Below are 15,000 nucleotides of genomic sequence, written 5' to 3'. Positions count from 1 at the left end.
ATGTCAAAAGTCGCTCTCATTACTGGCGTAACCGGACAGGATGGGTCTTACCTGGCAGAATTTCTGCTGGAAAAAGGGTATGAGGTGCATGGTATCAAGCGCCGCGCGTCATCGTTTAATACCGAGCGCGTGGACCATATTTATCAGGACCCGCACAGCTGCAACCCGAAATTTCATCTGCATTATGGCGACCTGACCGACGCCTCCAACCTGACCCGCATTTTACAGGAAGTGCAGCCGGATGAGGTCTACAACCTGGGCGCGATGAGCCACGTGGCGGTGTCGTTTGAGTCGCCGGAATATACCGCCGATGTGGATGCGATGGGCACGCTGCGCCTGCTGGAGGCGATCCGCTTCCTCGGTCTTGAAAAGAAAACGCGGTTCTACCAGGCCTCCACCTCTGAACTGTACGGTCTGGTGCAGGAAATTCCGCAGAAAGAGACCACGCCGTTCTACCCGCGTTCCCCCTATGCGGTAGCGAAACTGTACGCCTACTGGATCACCGTCAACTACCGTGAATCCTACGGTATTTACGCCTGTAACGGCATTCTGTTTAACCATGAGTCCCCGCGTCGCGGCGAAACCTTCGTCACCCGTAAGATCACCCGCGCCATCGCCAATATCGCCCAGGGACTGGAGTCCTGCCTGTATCTCGGCAACATGGACTCGCTGCGCGACTGGGGTCATGCGAAAGATTACGTGCGAATGCAGTGGATGATGTTACAGCAGGAGCAGCCGGAAGATTTCGTGATTGCCACCGGCGTGCAGTATTCCGTACGCCAGTTTGTGGAGCTGGCGGCGGCGCAACTGGGGATAAAACTGCGCTTTGAAGGCGAAGGCATTAATGAAAAAGGGATCGTGGTATCCGTTACCGGACACGATGCGCCGGGCGTGAAACCGGGCGATGTGATTGTGGCCGTTGATCCGCGTTATTTCCGTCCGGCGGAAGTGGAAACCCTGCTGGGCGACCCGTCCAAAGCGCATGAGAAACTGGGCTGGAAACCGGAAATCACCCTGTCGGAGATGGTCTCCGAGATGGTGGCGAACGATCTGGAGGCCGCGAAAAAACACTCACTGCTGAAATCTCACGGTTACGAGGTGGCCATCGCGCTGGAGTCCTGAGAATGAATAAGCAACGAATTTTTGTGGCGGGCCATCGCGGGATGGTGGGCTCCGCCATTGTACGGCAGCTTGCGCAGCGCGGCGACGTGGAGCTGGTGCTGCGCACCCGCGATGAGCTGGATCTGCTCGACGGGCGCGCGGTACAGGCGTTCTTTGCCGGGGCGGGTATCGACCAGGTTTATCTGGCGGCGGCGAAAGTGGGCGGCATTGTCGCCAACAACACGTATCCGGCGGATTTTATTTATGAAAACATGATGATAGAGAGCAACATTATTCACGCCGCGCACCTGCACAACGTGAACAAACTGCTGTTTCTCGGTTCGTCCTGTATCTATCCGAAACTGGCAAGGCAGCCGATGGCGGAAAGCGAGCTGCTGCAGGGAACGCTGGAGCCGACCAACGAGCCGTATGCCATCGCCAAGATCGCCGGGATTAAACTGTGCGAGTCCTACAACCGGCAGTACGGTCGCGACTACCGTTCGGTGATGCCGACCAACCTGTACGGCCCGCATGACAATTTCCATCCGGACAATTCACATGTGATCCCGGCGCTGCTGCGCCGCTTTCATGAGGCTGCGCAGAGCCATGCGCCGGAGGTGGTGGTGTGGGGCAGCGGCACGCCGATGCGCGAATTTCTGCACGTTGACGATATGGCGGCGGCCAGTATTCACGTGATGGAGCTGGCGCGCGAAGTGTGGCAGGAGAACACCGCCCCGATGCTGTCGCACATTAACGTCGGCACTGGCGTGGACTGCACCATCCGCGAGCTGGCGCAGACTATCGCAAAGGTGGTGGGTTACCAGGGCCGGGTGGTGTTCGACGCCACGAAGCCGGACGGCACGCCGCGTAAATTGCTCGACGTCACGCGCCTGCATCAGCTTGGCTGGTATCACGAAATTTCACTGGAGGCAGGGCTTGCCGGTACTTACCAGTGGTTCCTTGAGAATCAGCAACGGTTCCGGGGGTGACAATGTTTTTACGTCAGGAAGATTTCGCCGCCGTGGTGCGGACCACGCCCCTCATCTCCCTCGATTTCATCGTGGAAAACGGCCAGGGGGAAATTTTACTGGGCCAGCGTCTCAACCGTCCGGCGCAGGGCTACTGGTTTGTGCCGGGGGGGCGGGTGTGCAAAGACGAAACGCTGGAGGCCGCCTTTGCACGCCTGACGCAGGCGGAACTGGGCGTGCGTCTGCCGCTGGCGGCAGGGACGTTTTATGGCGTCTGGCAGCACTTCTATGACGACAACTTTTCCGGTGAGGATTTTTCAACTCACTACATCGTGCTCGGCTTTCGTCTGCGCGTGACGGAGAGCGATTTACGCCTGCCTGACGCGCAGCATGGCAGTTACCGCTGGCTGACGCCGGAACAGCTTCTGGCAGGCGATAATGTTCATGAGAACAGTCGGGCCTACTTCTCTCCTGACGCGCCGGCGGTGGGCCTATGAAGATCCTGGTCTATGGCATTAACTATTCGCCGGAACTGACCGGTATCGGCAAATATACCGGCGAAATGGTGGCGTGGATGGCGCGGGAAGGCCATGAGGTGCGGGTCATTACTGCGCCGCCGTACTACCCGCAGTGGAAGGTCGGCGAGCGCTATTCCGCCTGGCGCTATCGCCGGGAAGAGGGCGAGGCTACCGTCTGGCGCTGCCCGCTGTATGTGCCGAAACAGCCCTCCACCTTAAAACGGTTGCTTCATCTGGGGAGCTTTGCATTGAGCAGTTTTTTCCCACTGATGGCGCAGCGTCGCTGGAAGCCGGATCGGATTATCGGCGTTGTACCGACGCTCTTTTGTACGCCGGGAATGCGTCTGCTGGCGACACTCTCCGGCGCGCGTACCGTACTGCATATTCAGGATTACGAAGTGGATGCCATGCTTGGCTTAGGAATGGCGGGAAAAGGTAAGCGCGGCAGCGTAGCGCGGTTAGCAACGGCCTTTGAACGTAGCGCGCTGCGTAACGTTGATAATGTTTCGACCATCTCTCGCTCCATGATGAATAAAGCGCGGGAAAAGGGCGTCGCGGCGGAAAAAATCCTCTTTTTTCCGAACTGGTCGGAAGTGGCGCGCTTTCAGGACGTTAATGACGCTGACGTGACGGCTTTGCGTCAGCAGCTTGGCTTGCCAGAGGGTAAAAAAATCGTGCTTTATTCCGGCAATATCGGCGAAAAGCAAGGGCTGGAAAAGGTGATTGACGCCGCGGAACGATTACGCGATCGACCGTTGATTTTTGCGATTGTCGGCCAGGGGGGCGGCAAGGCGCGGCTGGAGAACATGGCCCGCGAACGCGGCCTGCCAAATATTAAATTCCTCCCGCTGCAGCCTTACGACGCCTTACCCGCGCTGCTGAAAATGGGCGACTGCCATCTGGTGGTGCAAAAGCGCGGCGCGGCGGATGCGGTACTGCCCTCCAAGCTGACTAACATTCTGGCGGTTGGCGGTAATGCGGTGATTACCGCTGAGCCGCACACCGAATTAGGACAACTTTGCGCGCGCTATCCGGGCATCGCCGTTTGTGTGGAGCCGGAGTCGACCGACGCGCTGGTCAACGGGATTAGCCAGGCGCTCGCCATGCCGAAAAACAACACGACGGCACGTGAATACGCCGAACGCACGCTCAATAAAGAGAACGTGCTACGCCAATTTATTGCAGATATTCGGGGATGATAATGCGTCAGACAAAACTTTACCCGGTTGTGATGGCCGGTGGCTCCGGTAGCCGATTGTGGCCGCTTTCTCGCGTGCTTTATCCAAAACAGTTTCTGTGCCTGAAAGGCGATCTCACCATGCTGCAAACCACCATTTGCCGTCTGAACGGCGTGGAGTGCGAAAGCCCGGTGGTTATCTGCAACGAACAGCACCGTTTTATCGTCGCCGAACAGCTCCGCCAGCTCAATAAGCTGACGGAGAACATTATTCTTGAGCCCGCCGGGCGCAATACCGCGCCGGCGATTGCGTTGGCGGCGCTGGCGGCGACGCGCCAGCATACGGACTGCGATCCGCTGATGCTGGTACTGGCGGCGGATCATGCGATCGCCAATGAAGAGGCCTTCCGCGACGCGGTGCGCAGCGCCATGCCCTATGCCGACGCGGGCAAACTGGTGACCTTCGGTATCGTGCCGGATCTGCCGGAAACCGGCTATGGCTATATCCGGCGTGGTGATGTCGTGCCGGGCGCGACGGATGCGGTGGCTTTTGAGGTGGCGCAGTTCGTTGAGAAGCCGGGGCTGGAAACCGCTCAGGCCTACGTTGCCAGCGGCGATTACTACTGGAACAGCGGCATGTTTCTGTTCCGCGCCGGACGCTATCTGGAAGAGCTGAAAAAGTTCCGCCCCGATATTCTGGCCGCCTGTGAACAGGCGATGCGCGGCGTCGATCCGGATCTTGACTTCATTCGTGTGGATGAAGAGGCCTTCCTCGCCTGTCCGGAAGAGTCCATTGACTACGCGGTGATGGAGCGGACGGCGGACGCGGTGGTGATGCCAATGGACGCGGGCTGGAGCGATGTCGGCTCGTGGTCCTCGCTGTGGGAAATCAGCGCCCACACCCCGGAGGGAAATGTCCACCACGGCGACGTCATCAGCCATAAAACGGAAAACAGCTACGTTTACGCCGAATCCGGCCTGGTGACCACCGTCGGTGTGAAGGATCTGGTGGTGGTGCAGACCAAAGACGCCGTGCTGATTGCCGATCGCCACGCGGTGCAGGACGTGAAAAAGGTGGTGGAGAAGATCAAGGCCGACGGACGCCATGAGCACCACATGCACCGCGAGGTTTACCGCCCGTGGGGCAAATACGACTCCATCGACGCGGGCGAGCGCTATCAGGTGAAGCGCATTACCGTCAAGCCGGGGGAAGGACTGTCGGTACAGATGCACCATCACCGCGCCGAGCACTGGGTGGTGGTGGCAGGGACCGCCAGAGTCACCATCAACGGCGAGGTTAAGCTGCTCGGTGAAAACGAGTCCATCTATATTCCGCTGGGGGCGACCCACTGCCTGGAAAATCCGGGAAAAATACCGCTCGATTTAATTGAAGTGCGTTCCGGCTCGTATCTCGAAGAGGACGACGTGGTGCGGTTCGAGGACCGTTACGGGCGGGTCTGACGCCTGCAACGGTGCCCGGTAAGCGCAACGCGCCATCCGGCAATGAACAACAAGAACGATGTTGGCCATTTATGGTCAGGGCTAACTGTTGCCTGAAGAAGGGTAAGAACATGACAAAATTAACCTGTTTCAAGGCCTACGACATTCGCGGCAGGCTGGGCGAAGAGCTCAATGAAGATATCGCGTGGCGGATTGGCCGCGCTTACGGCGAATATTTAAAACCGAAAACCATCGTGCTGGGCGGCGACGTGCGTCTGACCAGCGAGGCGCTGAAGCTGGCGCTGGCGAAAGGGTTACAGGACGCGGGCGTCGACGTGCTGGATATCGGTATGTCCGGCACCGAAGAGATTTACTTCGCCACCTTCCACCTCGGCGTGGACGGCGGTATTGAAGTGACCGCCAGCCATAATCCGATGGACTACAACGGTATGAAGCTGGTGCGCGAGGGCGCCCGCCCGATAAGCGGCGACACCGGTCTGCGCGACGTTCAGCGTCTGGCGGAAGCGGGCGACTTCCCGCCGGTGAACGAGGCCGCGCGCGGCAGCTACAGACAAATCAGCCTGCGCGACGCCTACATCGACCACCTGCTCGCCTACATCAGTGTTAACAATCTCACCCCGCTGAAGCTGGTGGTGAATTCCGGCAACGGCGCGGCGGGGCCGGTCATTGACGCCATCGAAGCGCGTCTGAAGGCGCTGGGCGCGCCGGTGGAGTTCATCAAAATCCACAACACCCCGGACGGCACCTTCCCGAACGGCATTCCCAACCCGTTGCTGCCGGAGTGTCGCGACGACACCCGCAAGGCCGTTATTGAACACGGGGCGGACATGGGCATCGCCTTTGACGGCGACTTCGACCGCTGCTTCCTGTTCGATGAGAAAGGGCAGTTTATCGAGGGGTACTACATCGTCGGGCTGCTGGCGGAAGCGTTTCTGGAAAAACACCCGGGGGCGAAGATTATCCACGACCCGCGCCTGACCTGGAACACGGAGGCAGTGGTGACGGCGGCGGGCGGGACGCCGGTGATGTCAAAAACCGGGCACGCCTTTATCAAGGAGCGGATGCGTACGGAGGATGCCATTTATGGCGGGGAAATGAGCGCGCATCACTATTTTCGTGATTTTGCCTACTGTGACAGCGGAATGATCCCGTGGCTGCTGGTGGCGGAGCTGGTGTGCCTGAAGGGACAGTCGCTGGGTGAACTGGTCCGCGACCGGATGGCGGCGTTCCCGGCGAGCGGGGAAATCAACAGCAGGCTGGCGGAGCCGGCAGCGGCCATCGCGCGGGTGGAAGCGCACTTCGCGGAAGAGGCGCAGGCGGTGGACCGCACGGACGGACTCAGCATGTCGTTCGCCGACTGGCGTTTCAACCTGCGCTCGTCGAACACCGAACCGGTGGTGCGCCTGAATGTGGAATCACGCGGCGATATTCCGCTGATGGAAGCGCGAACACGCACTCTGCTGGCGCTGCTGAATCAGTAACGTCAGATCTCCCCTTACCGCCTGCGGGTAAGGGGCCAATCACAGGAACAACGATGACAAATCTAAAAAAGCGCGAACGAGCCAAAACCAATGCATCGTTAATCTCTATGGTGCAACGCTTTTCAGATATCACCATCATGTTTGGCGGGCTGTGGTTCATCTGTGAAGTCAGTGGACTGCCATTCCTGTACATGCACCTGTTGGTGGCGCTGATTACGCTGGTTGTTTTTCAAATGCTGGGCGGGATGACCGATTTTTATCGCTCCTGGCGCGGCGTCAAAATGTCGACAGAGTTAACGCTGTTACTGCAAAACTGGACGCTGAGCCTGATCTTCAGCGCCGGTCTGGTGGCGTTTAATGATGACTTTGACAACCGCCTTGCCACCTGGCTGGCCTGGTATGCGCTGTCCAGCCTGGGCTTAGTGTTATGCCGTTCATTTATTCGTTTCGGCGCGGGCTGGCTACGCAATCGTGGTTATAACACTCGCCGGGTCGCCGTCGCCGGAGATTTGCCTGCGGGCCAGGCGTTGCTGGATAGCTTCCGTAATGAGCCGTGGCTGGGTTTTGAGGTGGTGGGCGTCTATCACGATCCCAAACCGGGCGGCGTCTCTGCTGACTGGGCCGGGAACTTCGAGCAGTTAATTGACGATGCGAAAGCCTCGCGAATTCACAATGTTTATATCGCCATGTCAATGAGCGACGGCGCCATGGTGAAAAAATTGGTGCGCGAGCTGGCCGACACCACCTGCTCGGTGATCCTTATTCCCGATGTGTTCACCTTTAATATTCTCCACTCGCGCGTGGAGGAGATGAGCGGCGTTCCGGTCGTTCCGCTGTATGACACGCCGCTGTCAGGGATTAACCGTCTGCTTAAACGGGCAGAGGATATCGTGCTGGCGTCGCTGATTCTGCTGCTCATCTCACCGGTACTGTGCTGCATTGCGCTGGCGGTCAAATTGAGCTCGCCCGGGCCGGTGATTTTCCGTCAGACGCGCTACGGGATGGACGGCAAGCCGATCAAAGTCTGGAAGTTCCGCTCAATGAAGGTAATGGAGAACGATAAGGTCGTTACCCAGGCGACGCAAAACGATCCGCGCGTCACCCGGGTAGGTAACTTTTTGCGTCGTACCTCGCTGGATGAATTACCGCAGTTTATCAACGTATTAACCGGCGGGATGTCTATCGTCGGTCCTCGCCCGCACGCGGTGGCGCATAACGAACAGTATCGTCAGTTGATTGAAGGTTACATGCTACGCCACAAGATGAAGCCGGGCATCACCGGCTGGGCGCAAATTAATGGCTGGCGCGGTGAGACCGATACGCTGGAGAAAATGGAAAAACGCGTGGAGTTCGACCTGGAATACATCCGCGAATGGAGTATTTGGTTCGATATCAAAATCGTTTTTCTGACGATTTTTAAAGGGTTTGTGAATAAAGCGGCGTATTAAGAACCTGACCCACAAGGCTATTTTACTTGCCATATTGCACCAGGGCAGCGTGTACGCTCCGGTTTTTCCGCGCAGTCCGTGTTCAATCTGGCTGCGCCAATGATGCCTTGTGAACAGGTTCTGGAGAAAAGAATGAGTTTACGACAAAAAACGATCAGCGGCGCTAAATGGTCGGCTATCGCCACGATAGTGATTATCGGTCTGGGGTTAATTCAGATGACGGTGCTGGCGCGGATCATCGACAACCACCAGTTTGGCCTGTTGACCGTCTCGCTGGTGATTATTGCGCTGGCCGACACGATCTCGGACTTTGGCATCGCGAACTCGATTATCCAGCGTAAAACGATTGGGCATCTGGAGCTGACCACGCTCTACTGGCTAAACGTTGGGCTTGGGATTGTGGTATTTGCGGTGGTCTTTTGGCTGAGCGATGCGATTGCCCATGTTTTGCATAACCCGGATCTCGCGCCGTTAATCAAAACGTTGTCGCTGGCGTTTATCGTGATCCCTCACGGGCAGCAGTTCCGCGCGCTGATGCAAAAAGAGCTGGAGTTCAATAAGATCGGCATGATCGAAACGACCTCCGTGCTGGCGGGGTTCACCTTTACGGTGATTAGCGCCCATTACTGGCCGCTGGCGTTAACCGCGATTCTCGGCTATCTGGTGAACAGCGCGGTGCGAACGCTGCTGTTTGGTTACTTTGGCCGCAAGATTTATCGTCCGGGGCTGCATTTTTCGCTGGTATCGGTGTCCACGAACCTGCGTTTTGGCGCGTGGCTGACGGCGGACAGTATCGTCAATTACATCAACACGAATTTATCGACGCTGGTACTGGCGAGAATTCTCGGCGCAAGCGTCGCCGGGGGATATAACCTCGCGTACAACGTGGCGGTTGTGCCGCCGGCGAAGCTTAACCCCATCATTACTCGCGTGCTATTTCCGGCATTCGCAAAAATCCAGGACGATACCGAGAAGCTGCGCGTCAACTTCTATAAGTTGCTTTCCGTGGTGGGAATTATCAATTTTCCCGCGCTGTTGGGCCTGATGGTAGTGGCGAACAATTTTGTGCCGTTAGTGTTTGGCGAGAAGTGGAACAGCATTATCCCGATCCTGCAATTGCTGTGCGTGGTGGGGCTGCTGCGCTCGGTCGGCAACCCGATTGGTTCGCTGTTGATGGCGAAAGCGCGCGTGGATATCAGCTTTAAATTCAACGTCTTTAAAACGTTTCTGTTTATCCCGGCAATTCTCATTGGTGGCCATCTGGCGGGGGCGATTGGCGTGACGCTGGGGTTCCTGGTGGTGCAAATCATCAACACCATTCTGAGCTATTTCGTGATGATTAAGCCGGTACTCGGCTCCAGCTATCGTCAGTATATTCTCAGCCTGTGGCTACCGTTTTATCTCTCATTGCCCACATTTATTACCAGCTACGGCGCAGGAAAGCTGGTCGACGGCTATTTACCGTTGTCAGGGGTATTCGCGCTACAGGTTATGGTCGGTATTTTGAGTTTTATTTTAATGATTATTTTTTCACGCAATGCGCTGGTGATGGAAATTAAAAATCAGCTTGTTGGCAGTGCAAAACTGAAAAAGTTATTACGTGTCGGATGACGGGGATATAAGAGGCTATTTATGAAATTATTAATTTTAGGCAACCACACATGCGGCAACCGTGGTGATAGCGCCATTATGCGCGGTTTGCTTGATGCCATCCGTCAACAGGCGCCAGAGGCGGAGATGGATGTGATGAGCCGTTTCCCGGTGAGTTCCTCCTGGTTGCAGGGGCGCCCGATTATTGCCGACCCGCTGTATCAGTTAAGTCAGAAACAGCAGGCGGCGGCAGGACTTAACGGTCGGGTGAAAAAAGTATTACGCCGTCGTTTTCAGCATAAAATTTTATTGTCTAAAGTCGCCCAGGAAGGATCGCTGCGTAATTTTGCTATCGCGCCGGAATTTGCCGAATTCGCGCAATTTATTGCGCAGTATGACGCCGTCATTCAGGTGGGCGGTTCAAACTATGTCGACTTATACGGTTTGACTCACTTTGAATATCCGCTGTGCGCGTTTATGGCGAACAAACCAATTTATATGGTGGGACATAGCGTCGGCCCTTTCCAGAACCCTGACTTTAACCAGCTCGCCAATTATGTTTTTGGACGCACCAGTGCGCTGATCCTGCGTGAAACCGTCAGCCGCGATCTGATGACCGCCGCGCAGATCGATACCCGAAAAGTAGAGCAGGGGGTGGATACTGCCTGGTTAGTCGAACGCCGTCACGACGAGTTTGTCGCCAGTTATGCTGTGCAGCACTGGCTGGACGTCACCGCGCGCCGCAAAACCGTCGCGATTACGTTGCGCGATCTGGAGCCGTTTGATAGACGCCTGGGCACCACTCAGCAGGCCTATGAGCAGGCATTTGCCCAGGTCGTGAATCGCCTGATTGCGGACGGTTATCAGGTACTGGCGCTGTCGACCTGCACCAGTATCGATCGCTATAACCGCGATGACCGGATGGTTGCGTTACGGATGGCGAAGTATGTAAACGACTCAGAGCATTTCCATATCGCGATGGACGAACTCAATGACGTGGAAATCGGAAAGATCCTCGCCTCCTGCGTACTGACCATCGGGACGCGCCTGCATTCCGCTATTATCTCCATGAATTTTGGCACGCCCGCTATCGCCATTAATTATGAACATAAATCCGCCGGGATTATGCAGCAGCTAGGCCTGGCGGAATTGGCTATTGATATCCGTCACTTGCTGAACGGTTCATTACAAAGCGTGGTGGCCGATACGCTCAATCAATTGCCTGCGCTAAAGGCAAAAGTGGCTAACGCCGTCACCGAGGAGCGGGCGAAAGGGTTCACGATGATCAAATCCGTTCTCGACAGAATTCGGGAGGCGCAATGAAAGTCAGCTTTTTTCTGCTGAAATTTCCACTCTCATCGGAAACCTTTGTGCTGAATCAGATTACTGCGTTTATTGATATGGGCCATGAGGTGGAGATTGTCGCGTTACAAAAAGGCGATACCCAACATACTCACGCCGCCTGGGAGAAGTATGGCCTGGCGGCGAAAACCCGCTGGTTACAGGATGAGCCCCAGGGACGGCTGGCGAAACTGCGCTACCGGGCATGTAAAACGCTGCCGGGGCTGCATCGGGCGGCGACCTGGAAAGCGCTCAATTTTACCCGCTATGGCGATGAATCACGCAATTTGATCCTTTCCACAATTTGCGCGCAGGTAAGCCAGCCTTTTGGAGCGGATGTGTTCATCGCGCACTTTGGTCCGGCGGGCGTGACGGCGGCCAAACTACGCGAACTGGGCGTGCTTCGCGGCAAAATCGCGACTATTTTCCACGGGATTGATATTTCCAGCCGCGAAGTGCTCAGTCATTACACGCCGGAGTATCAGCAGTTGTTTCGTCGTGGCGATCTGATGCTGCCCATCAGCGAACTGTGGGCCGGTCGCCTGAAAAGTATGGGCTGTCCGCCGGAAAAGATTGCCGTTTCGCGCATGGGCGTCGACATGACGCGTTTTACCCATCGTCCGGTGAAAGCGCCAGGGATGCCGCTGGAGATGATTTCCGTCGCGCGCCTGACCGAGAAAAAAGGCCTGCATGTAGCGATTGAAGCCTGTCGGCAACTGAAAGCGCAGGGCGTGGCGTTTCGCTACCACATTCTGGGGATTGGCCCGTGGGAACGTCGGCTGCGCACGCTCATCGAGCAGTATCAGCTAGAGGATGTCATTGAGATGCCGGGGTTTAAACCGAACCATGAAGTGAAGGCGATGCTGGATGACGCCGATGTTTTTTTGCTGCCGTCGATTACCGGTACGGATGGCGATATGGAAGGTATTCCGGTAGCGCTGATGGAGGCGATGGCGGTAGGGATTCCCGTGGTATCTACCGTGCATAGCGGTATTCCGGAACTGGTGGAGGCCGGCAAATCCGGCTGGCTGGTGCCGGAAAACGATGCGCAGGCGCTGGCGGCCCGACTCGCTGAGTTCAGCCGGATTGACCACGACACGCTGGAGTCGGTGATCACGCGCGCCCGTGAAAAAGTGGCGCAAGATTTTAATCAGCAGGCGATTAATCGCCAGTTAGCCAGCCTGCTACAAACAATATAAACGAGGTGGTATGCCCGTGAATAAGTTCTCCCGACGTACCCTCCTGACGGCAGGTTCTGCGCTTGCTGTTCTTCCTTTTCTGCGCGCCTTGCCGGTACAGGCGCGTGAACCTCGCGAGACCGTCGATATTAAGGATTATCCGGCGGATGACGGTATCGCCTCGTTCAAACAGGCCTTCGCCGACGGACAGACCGTGGTCGTACCGCCAGGATGGGTGTGTGAAAATATCAATGCGGCGATAACGATTCCGGCGGGAAAAACGCTGCGGGTACAGGGCGCGGTGCGTGGGAATGGCCGGGGACGGTTTATTTTGCAGGACGGGTGTCAGGTGGTGGGGGAGCAGGGCGGCAGTCTGCACAATGTGACGCTGGATGTTCGCGGGTCGGACTGTGTGATTAAAGGCGTGACAATGAGCGGCTTTGGCCCCGTCGCGCAAATTTTCATTGGTGGTAAGGAACCGCAGGTGATGCGTAATCTCATTATCGATGACATCACTGTTACCCACGCCAACTACGCCATTCTCCGCCAGGGATTTCATAACCAAATGGACGGCGCGCGGATTACGCATAGCCGCTTTAGCGATTTGCAGGGGGACGCCATTGAGTGGAATGTCGCGATTCACGACCGCGACATCCTGATTTCCGATCATGTCATCGAACGCATTGATTGTACCAATGGCAAAATCAACTGGGGGATCGGCATCGGGCTGGCGGGTAGCACCTATGACAATAGTTATCCTGAAGACCAGGCAGTAAAAAACTTTGTGGTGGCCAATATTACCGGATCTGATTGCCGACAGCTGGTGCACGTAGAAAATGGCAAACATTTCGTTATTCGCAATGTCAAAGCCAAAAACATCACGCCAGATTTCAGTAAAAAGGCGGGTATTGATAACGCAACGATCGCAATTTATGGCTGTGATAATTTCGTCATTGATAATATTGATATGACGAATAGTGCCGGGATGCTCATCGGCTATGGCGTCGTTAAAGGAAAATACCTGTCAATTCCGCAAAACTTTAAATTAAACGCTATTCGGTTGGATAATCGCCAGGTTGCTTATAAATTACGCGGCATTCAAATTTCCTCCGGTAACACCCCCTCTTTTGTCGCCATCACCAACGTACGGATGACGCGTGCTACGCTGGAACTGCATAATCAACCGCAGCACCTCTTTCTGCGCAATATCAACGTGATGCAAATTTCAGCGATTGGCCCGGCGTTAAAAATGCATTTCGATTTGCGTAAAGATGTCCGTGGTCAATTTATGGCCCGCCAGGACACGCTGCTTTCCCTCGCTAATGTTCATGCTATCAATGAAAACGGGCAGAGTTCCGTGGATATCGACAGGGTTAATCACCAAACCGTGAATGTCGAAGCAGTGAATTTTCCGCTGCCGAAGCGGGGAGGGTAAAATGCAGGCAGCACAATCTTAGTGGATATCATCCAGTAAAAGATTATAATCATCCAATACCGTTAAAGCTGGGACTGAGCAGCGTTGACTACTCAGGGAAGATACTCATCTTTATCTTGTTTTCTTGTATTTCTACCAGACTAAGTGATTTATGAACGATAACGTTTTGCTCATTGGTGCTTCCGGATTCGTAGGAACTCGACTCCTTGAAACGGCTGTGGATGATTTTAATATCAAGAATCTGGATAAACAGCAAAGCCATTTCTATCCAGAGATTACCCGGATTGGCGATGTTCGTGACCAACAAATCCTTGATCAGACGCTGGCGGGTTTTGATACAGTCGTACTATTGGCTGCAGAGCATCGTGATGACGTCAGTCCTACCTCGCTTTATTATGATGTCAACGTCCAGGGGACACGTAACGTACTGGCGGCGATGGAAAAAAATGGCGTAAAAAACATCATCTTCACCAGTTCTGTTGCAGTCTATGGCCTCAACAAGAAAAATCCTGACGAAACGCACCCTCACGATCCTTTTAATCATTACGGAAAAAGCAAATGGCAAGCAGAAGAAGTTCTGCGTGAGTGGCATGCTAAAGCGCCGAATGAGCGTTCTTTGACCATAATTCGTCCTACCGTTATTTTCGGGGAGCGTAACCGCGGTAATGTCTACAATCTCTTGAAACAGATCGCTGGTGGTAAATTTGCGATGGTTGGTCCGGGAACTAACTATAAATCAATGGCTTATGTTGGTAATATCGTCGAGTTTATCAAATTCAAACTCAAGAATGTTACAGCGGGCTATGAAGTTTATAACTATGTTGATAAACCTGATTTAAATATGAACCAATTGGTTGCTGAAGTAGAACAGAGCTTGGGCAAAAAAATACCATCGATGCACCTTCCATATCCATTAGGTATGCTGGGAGGCTACTGTTTCGATATCCTGAGCAAAGTAACGGGCAAGAAGTATGCTGTAAGCTCGGTTCGTGTTAAAAAATTCTGTGCTACTACGCAGTTTGACGCCACGAAAGTGCATTCTTCTGGTTTTATTGCGCCATACACCTTATCTCAGGGATTGGATCGTACGTTGCAATATGAGTTTGTTCATGCAAAGCAAGATGACATTACATTCGTTTCCGAGTAATGCTGCTATGTTTGTCATGAAGTACCGCATGTCATACTTGGGTATATTGATGCGCTCAATTCCGAGTAATCTGAATACCCACATAGCTGATGAAGTGTAGTGTTAGTAGATGGTTTACCGCAACATAACTGTAGCTATTACAGTAAGTTGGGGTG

The 15,000-nt window shown here is 54.9% G+C and carries 12 protein-coding genes; all 12 read left to right on the top strand.

Going from position 1 to position 15,000, the window contains the following annotated elements:
- The 12 genes from gmd (at position 1) to NA389_RS03180 (ending at position 14,845) form a co-directional block, all read left to right on the top strand.
- A complete protein-coding gene (gene gmd, locus NA389_RS03235) occupies positions 1 to 1,122 on the top strand; it encodes a GDP-mannose 4,6-dehydratase (RefSeq protein ID WP_000048160.1) in 1,122 nt (373 codons plus the stop codon).
- A 2-nt stretch (positions 1,123 to 1,124) separates the two neighbouring features.
- Positions 1,125 to 2,090, top strand: coding sequence for a GDP-L-fucose synthase (gene fcl / locus NA389_RS03230; RefSeq protein WP_001041702.1), 966 nt, complete (start codon positions 1,125 to 1,127; stop codon positions 2,088 to 2,090).
- Positions 2,091 to 2,092: 2 nt separating this feature from the next.
- Positions 2,093 to 2,566, top strand: a complete 474-nt coding sequence (locus NA389_RS03225; protein ID WP_001667082.1) for a GDP-mannose mannosyl hydrolase — start codon at positions 2,093 to 2,095, stop codon at positions 2,564 to 2,566.
- Entirely contained in the window at positions 2,563 to 3,786 is a 1,224-nt protein-coding gene (gene wcaI, locus NA389_RS03220; protein WP_000699652.1) for a colanic acid biosynthesis fucosyltransferase WcaI, read from the top strand. The genes NA389_RS03225 and wcaI overlap by 4 nt, the downstream gene beginning before the upstream one ends.
- A complete protein-coding gene (cpsB, locus tag NA389_RS03215) occupies positions 3,783 to 5,225 on the top strand; it encodes a mannose-1-phosphate guanyltransferase (RefSeq protein ID WP_000605955.1) in 1,443 nt (480 codons plus the stop codon). The genes wcaI and cpsB overlap by 4 nt, the downstream gene beginning before the upstream one ends.
- 110 nt (positions 5,226 to 5,335) lie before the next feature.
- Positions 5,336 to 6,706, top strand: coding sequence for a colanic acid biosynthesis phosphomannomutase CpsG (gene cpsG, locus NA389_RS03210; RefSeq protein WP_000164192.1), 1,371 nt, complete (start codon positions 5,336 to 5,338; stop codon positions 6,704 to 6,706).
- A 53-nt stretch (positions 6,707 to 6,759) separates the two neighbouring features.
- A complete protein-coding gene (wcaJ, locus tag NA389_RS03205; protein ID WP_000183163.1) occupies positions 6,760 to 8,154 on the top strand; it encodes an undecaprenyl-phosphate glucose phosphotransferase in 1,395 nt (464 codons plus the stop codon).
- A gap of 132 nt (positions 8,155 to 8,286) precedes the next feature.
- Complete coding sequence (wzxC, locus tag NA389_RS03200; RefSeq protein ID WP_000058692.1) at positions 8,287 to 9,765, top strand: colanic acid undecaprenyl disphosphate flippase WzxC; 1,479 nt, start codon at positions 8,287 to 8,289, stop codon at positions 9,763 to 9,765.
- A gap of 21 nt (positions 9,766 to 9,786) precedes the next feature.
- A complete protein-coding gene (wcaK, locus tag NA389_RS03195; RefSeq protein WP_000770917.1) occupies positions 9,787 to 11,067 on the top strand; it encodes a colanic acid biosynthesis pyruvyl transferase WcaK in 1,281 nt (426 codons plus the stop codon).
- Positions 11,064 to 12,284: a colanic acid biosynthesis glycosyltransferase WcaL gene (wcaL, locus tag NA389_RS03190; protein ID WP_000868522.1), complete on the top strand. Its 1,221-nt coding sequence runs from the start codon at positions 11,064 to 11,066 to the stop codon at positions 12,282 to 12,284. The genes wcaK and wcaL overlap by 4 nt, the downstream gene beginning before the upstream one ends.
- Positions 12,285 to 12,294: 10 nt before the next feature.
- Positions 12,295 to 13,698 carry a colanic acid biosynthesis protein WcaM gene (gene wcaM, locus NA389_RS03185; protein ID WP_001144950.1) on the top strand — a complete coding sequence of 468 codons (1,404 nt, stop codon included), beginning with the start codon at positions 12,295 to 12,297 and terminating at the stop codon, positions 13,696 to 13,698.
- Positions 13,699 to 13,849: 151 nt separating this feature from the next.
- Positions 13,850 to 14,845: an N-acetyl-alpha-D-glucosaminyl-diphospho-ditrans,octacis-undecaprenol 4-epimerase gene (locus NA389_RS03180; protein WP_001606097.1), complete on the top strand. Its 996-nt coding sequence runs from the start codon at positions 13,850 to 13,852 to the stop codon at positions 14,843 to 14,845.
- Positions 14,846 to 15,000 lie beyond the last annotated feature (155 nt).

It is taken from the genome of Salmonella sp. NW645 (assembly GCF_051703725.1).
Taxonomy (GTDB): domain Bacteria; phylum Pseudomonadota; class Gammaproteobacteria; order Enterobacterales; family Enterobacteriaceae; genus Salmonella; species Salmonella enterica.
This window is presented reverse-complemented; position numbering and strand designations above follow the sequence as displayed.